The sequence below is a fragment of the Zooshikella ganghwensis DSM 15267 genome (genome assembly GCF_000428585.1).
Classification (GTDB): domain Bacteria; phylum Pseudomonadota; class Gammaproteobacteria; order Pseudomonadales; family Zooshikellaceae; genus Zooshikella; species Zooshikella ganghwensis.
This window is the reverse complement of record NZ_AUAF01000226.1, coordinates 1-4,977: the sequence shown is the minus strand read 5'-3', so window position 1 is coordinate 4,977 and position 4,977 is coordinate 1. Positions and strand designations below refer to the sequence as shown.

The following is a 4,977-nucleotide window of genomic DNA, read 5'->3' as shown; positions in this document are numbered from 1 at the left end:
GCTTGAATCAAAAAGTCCACTTGAGGTGATGATGCTCTATACCCCATGAAGTGTGGTCTTGCCGATATCGTGATGTCATCATTGATAATTAATGTGTGATCAAACGATAATTGTTTAATCTGTAATGTGTTTTGATAAAAAATACTCAGCTCTGCGGCATTGTATTTTTTAGCACGAAAAACTATTCGATAATCACCCACTTTGACTGACTCACCGATACGCCTGGTTATCGTTAACATAGTTTTTCCTTATTTGGTTGTAACTAACGGAATACCACGCAGTGTGTAGGGTGGAAAGCACTTATATTGACGTAAATTCGCTTCCAGCTCGTTTTGTTGTACTTTGCTAATGGTAATACGTGGAGGCAATTTATTTTTGGCTTCTTTAAAACGGTCAATGAGCGTATTTATTTTATTTACGGTATTGGTATTTTTCCGTGTTAATGCACAGGTATTAATTTCCATATTGATCACCTTGTAAAATGAGAAAGGTGGTTTAGCGACGGCTTCCTGCTAAACCTGTTATGCTTAGTGGGTATCTCGACCTTCGATTACCATAAGGTCACCTACACCATTTTGGATATCCTGAGTAACCTCCTTGAAGGCATCCTCAATAACGCGTTCGGGCTGAATAAGCTTGTACCACAGTAGCAGCCGACCATCATGTAACCGGTAATAGAGTTTGGCTTTAACCTCGTACTTCTCACCGTTATGGAAAGGGGCTAGTCCCAACTTAATTTGCTCGGGTAATTCAACCGTGCCTTTTTGATTATCTTCGCTGTAAGTAAACTGATATTCACCGGTATTAAGCCGCATGGCCGAACCAAAAACGGCTTTTCGAATGACATTAAACTTCAAGGCAATTTCTAATAATTCAGCGCCACTGGGGCTGACAATATCTTCCGCACGTTCTTCTAAAAACTCTGCAAAGCTTGTTTGATCCATTTTTTTTTTATTCATCGCTTGCCAAGCTTCCCACTCACGTGACAGAGGACAGCCATACTCCACAGTATGAGCACCGCTGCGGGGTTCTTCTTGAGAGTGATGAAAGTCGATAATCGCTTTAAAGGACTGGCATGTATCATCTGCAAAAATGGTTGTATGAGGATTTTTGAAGCGATTAATATAATCAATAAATGATTTCACCGTATTCATTTTAATATTTTGCCGGGTCTTAATAGGGTGGGGGAGATACTGTTCTATACTCACTAATTTAAAGTCATTACCAATTGCCACGAAGGGAATACCTTCTTTATTATGAATAACCTGGCTGGACCCTAACTTAATTAAATCTTTAACGTGATTGTGTTCCATGGTCTTTCCTTACTCGTTGAAGATGGATTTTAGTTTTTGATTTTCGCCAGAGACTGGCACGCTTTTGAGTTCCAACTCGCCTTGCTTGGGATCGTTACGCAACAAATCACCATCCGCGGTGGACCAAAAAACTGCTTTAGGTTGCTCATATTCAGGGATAGAGGTTTTTACCGTAGGCGATATTTTTATCGTATCCTCATCGCTGTTACTTAACATTTGAATTTTTAACTGGAGGGTAATGGAACCTGTTTTTTGCGTTTCCCTCACGGCTTTCACAATGTCAGAAAGCTTTTCTGTCAGCTCATCGTTAAGGCTTCCACGATTAATATAGGCTACGGTTTGACTAAAAGGCGTATGATCATTCATGGTATGAGTACCCTTGTTGTCGTTAGATGTTATTAATTAATCATCAGCAAATGGATATCCTGTATCCACGTCATCAATATCTAAAATAAACTTGGTTTTTGCGGTATAGAGTTGGAATAAATCTTTTTCGAAATTATACAGATCACCGACAAAAAGCTTGTTTTTATAATTTTCATTATTGATCTGTAATGAAAAAATATTACCATTACGATTGATAGCGATTCGATACTCACATGCATACTCACTTTTATTGGGTTCACAATCAAATGCTATCCAAGTAGCGTTGAGTCTCGTTTGGTCACAATGGAAGGTAATATGCTCATAATGTTCAAGTTGTACATCTTCAGCAGAATATTCAATAAAATCAGTGATAAGCTTAGATAGCTTGATTTCTTTAGGGGCGGGTTGTAGTAGTTTTTCAAGGCCTTCTTCAATTTGACGTTTGCCTTGTTGATATAAACAGGCATCTAACTTGGCCCTTATTACCTCTAATATAAAGGCATTGTAGCTGGCTAGATCAAGTTCGTTTACATCTATATTTAGTAAATGTTCAACGGTTTCTTTTAGCTGCTTACCGAAGGTTGAATAACTACTGAGGGTTGTTTCAATCACTGCGTCAACCACAACCTTAACTTGCTTATCAATTGTCTCCTTAATAACGCCACTTTTTGATAGTGCGTTAAATGAATCGAGTACCATAGCTTCCATTTCTTTCATGTCATTTTCCTTTTTTTAAGACAAAAAAATCCCGTCACGCTTCATCAGAGCAAAAATAAAGCTAAATTAATTTGTGAGATAATAAATTATTGCGTGGTATTTAGGCTTTTTCCGGCATCCCACAGTAATTGAGCGCTATGAGTGATAGGCTTAACAAATAACGCAGTCATCGTATCATCGTGATTCCAAAACTTGATGGCAAAATGAAAGTCCTTGATTTCTCCCGGATTCCACTCATTTATTAGCGTGTCGCCATCTTCTTCAATATTAAAATCAGTATTTGTTATTAAGATGGAGTCAAATCCAAGCTCTTTGAGTAACGTTTCAAAGTGAACCATTTCATTTTCAGATAATTTTACAAATAAAGGATTTTCAGTGGGTTTCATTAAGGGCCTCCTTGCTTTATATACGTGATGTATTGAGTAATTCTTGTCGTCTTATTAATCGTTTTGCTACTCGGACTGGTCTGGGTTTATTTGGGTCCTCCTGCATTACCCTTGGCCACTCAGGTACAGCAACTACACTGAATACAATCAATAGTGGCGTGATAATTTTTAATCGAATAAGCTCAGCCACTAAATGGGCTCGATTATTAGTATTTAACTTATAGTGAGCGTTTTTAATACGGTTGCTAACGGAGCTGGGCTCAACACCTTGTTCTCTGGCAATCACCTTATCGGTTTTACCCGACAGAAGCCCTATGCAATAGGCCACTTCTCTTGGGGCAAGATATGGGTTGTTAAGATTTGATTGCCAATGACCATCAGTAATGTTGACATTAATGGGTGTTATGCTTTCCATAGCTAAGTACTCATTCATTCTTACTTTTGAAATAAGTATATCCCCTAAAAGTTTAAAATAAAACTTTAAATTCAATATAAATTATGTATCAATGATGTGGTTTTAATTAACTTGATAAATTAAGGATGCTTGAGGGTAAAGACAGTCTCTATTTGCGAGAAGTATAACGGGTGGGATTACTTACTTTCTATGTAGTCAGCTAATGACTCTAAAACACTCATAACTTCAGGGGTTAATTTCCCCTTTGATATCAGGCTAGTATATCTTTGAATCAAGGCTATCTGTTTTTCAAAGTCAGCTGGGTTTTGCTGTTTTGGTGTAGGTCCAGCTTTTTGCTTTGCTGCTTGATACTCCTCTTCTTCAAGATTGGCTATTGCTGATAGTAGTTGATGTGGGCCTTGCTCATCATCAATAAGCCAAGCCTTATCAACTTGTAAAACCTCGCTTAGTTTTTGGAGCTTGTTTTGCCTTGGGTAGGCTCGACCCTCTGGGGCTTTAGACTCCCACTTACTAATAGCTGTAACTGAAATGCCACAGTAATCGGCAACTTCTTGCTGAGTAAGGTCTAGCTCTCGCCTTCTTGCTCGTATCTTTTCCCAAAGTTCACTCATAATTAGTTTGAAATTTTAACTTGTATTCAGTAAATTTTACTTTTATCATCAATATAAATAAAGAACCGGCAGCTTCTAAGAAAGTTACCGGTTAACATATTAAACCCTTATAGGCACAAACACCAGTGCCTAAGGCTCTTTTACGCTTGAATTTAGTGGTATATGTGAGGGAGATAGAAAGCACATACCCTGATAGATCAATAGTGTTTGTGTTGAGTGGCTAAAACTTTACCTCAAGTTTTAGTAAGCGTCACTTAACTTAATTTTACTGTAAGTTCATACAGCCACTGTTCTGATAAGGAGTATCTAATATCATTTCGTTATATTTTATCTAATTAACACGCTGCATTTTGAGCGTTTAACTTTTCTTGAAGTTATTACACTCAATCAATACAGGAGGTATTATTTAGTGAAAAGTACTTAAACTGATTCCCACTTAACTTATTTATTTTCAAATGCTCTTGAACCTGCTTTGTGACACTAGTGGGTTAAGCCATCTTTTCATGCTTAAAAATTAAGATTCTTATTTTTGTAGATAAAAAAAGCTGCCAGATTCTCGGAGGAAAAAGGCAGCTTATTAACACTAGAAGAGTAATTAGTATGGATGAATCTCACGATAAATACAATGGTTACGTTCGATTTGATAATCAATTATTAGAAGCAATGTGTCGTCTTGATATTTCAGGGCGTCAGCTTCGTATCTTAATGGCAGTGTTCAGAAAAACAATTGGTTTTAACCTTGATGTGGACTGGATTTCTGCTAGTCAACTTGCCGATTTAATGCAATACGATGGAGCTACTACTCACCTGCATGCTGATTTACGGTTGCTTAAAGAGCGTAAAATTATAATTACCCAAGGTCGTAAAGTAGGTATCAATAAACAAAGTGATCAATGGTTTTTTAGTAAAATTGAAACTAACCAAAATCCGTCACTCAACAAACCGCAATCGGTCACTCTTAAAGAAACGAAAAACGGTCAGGTAAGTGACCGAAATCCGTCAGTAAACAAACCGAATTCGGTCACTCCCAAACAAACCGAAAACGGTCAGTGTAGTGACCGAAATCGGTCAGAAAAAGTGACTGAAAACGGTCACCACAAAAGACATAAATACACTAAACCAAAAAACACTATAACCCCCTTTAGTTCCCCCCAGGAAAATTTCGACTC

Annotated in this window: 9 protein-coding genes; 1 reads left to right on the top strand and 8 read right to left on the bottom strand. The window is 37.6% G+C overall.

From position 1 onward, the window contains the following. The 8 genes from F607_RS0124560 to F607_RS33225 all read right to left on the bottom strand — a co-directional run. Positions 1–239: hypothetical protein (locus F607_RS0124560; RefSeq protein WP_027710158.1), on the bottom strand; the 239-nt coding region annotated here is incomplete at its 3' end. A gap of 9 nt (positions 240–248) precedes the next feature. Continuing rightward, positions 249–464 (bottom strand): hypothetical protein, encoded by a 216-nt coding sequence (locus F607_RS0124555; RefSeq protein ID WP_027710157.1) that lies wholly within the window; start codon positions 462–464, stop codon positions 249–251. 63 nt (positions 465–527) lie between these two features. Beyond that, positions 528–1,313, bottom strand: a complete 786-nt coding sequence (locus F607_RS0124550) for a DUF2303 family protein (protein WP_027710156.1) — start codon at positions 1,311–1,313, stop codon at positions 528–530. Positions 1,314–1,322: 9 nt separating this feature from the next. Next, entirely contained in the window at positions 1,323–1,679 is a 357-nt protein-coding gene (locus F607_RS0124545; RefSeq protein ID WP_027710155.1) for a hypothetical protein, read from the bottom strand. Positions 1,680–1,715: 36 nt separating this feature from the next. Beyond that, positions 1,716–2,396, bottom strand: coding sequence for a hypothetical protein (locus F607_RS0124540; RefSeq protein WP_027710154.1), 681 nt, complete (start codon positions 2,394–2,396; stop codon positions 1,716–1,718). A gap of 86 nt (positions 2,397–2,482) precedes the next feature. Beyond that, positions 2,483–2,782 carry a hypothetical protein gene (locus tag F607_RS0124535; RefSeq protein ID WP_027710153.1) on the bottom strand — a complete coding sequence of 100 codons (300 nt, stop codon included), beginning with the start codon at positions 2,780–2,782 and terminating at the stop codon, positions 2,483–2,485. Between the two features lie 16 nt (positions 2,783–2,798). Then, on the bottom strand, positions 2,799–3,197 hold the full coding sequence (locus F607_RS31670; protein ID WP_169719845.1) for a helix-turn-helix transcriptional regulator: 399 nt from the start codon (positions 3,195–3,197) through the stop codon (positions 2,799–2,801). A 176-nt stretch (positions 3,198–3,373) separates the two neighbouring features. Continuing rightward, a complete protein-coding gene (locus tag F607_RS33225; protein WP_051311811.1) occupies positions 3,374–3,808 on the bottom strand; it encodes a helix-turn-helix domain-containing protein in 435 nt (144 codons plus the stop codon). 600 nt (positions 3,809–4,408) lie between these two features. Between F607_RS33225 and F607_RS0124520 the strand changes: the two genes are divergently transcribed. After that, positions 4,409–4,977, top strand: a 569-nt coding sequence (locus tag F607_RS0124520) for a replication protein (RefSeq protein ID WP_027710152.1), incomplete at its 3' end; no start/stop codon positions are given.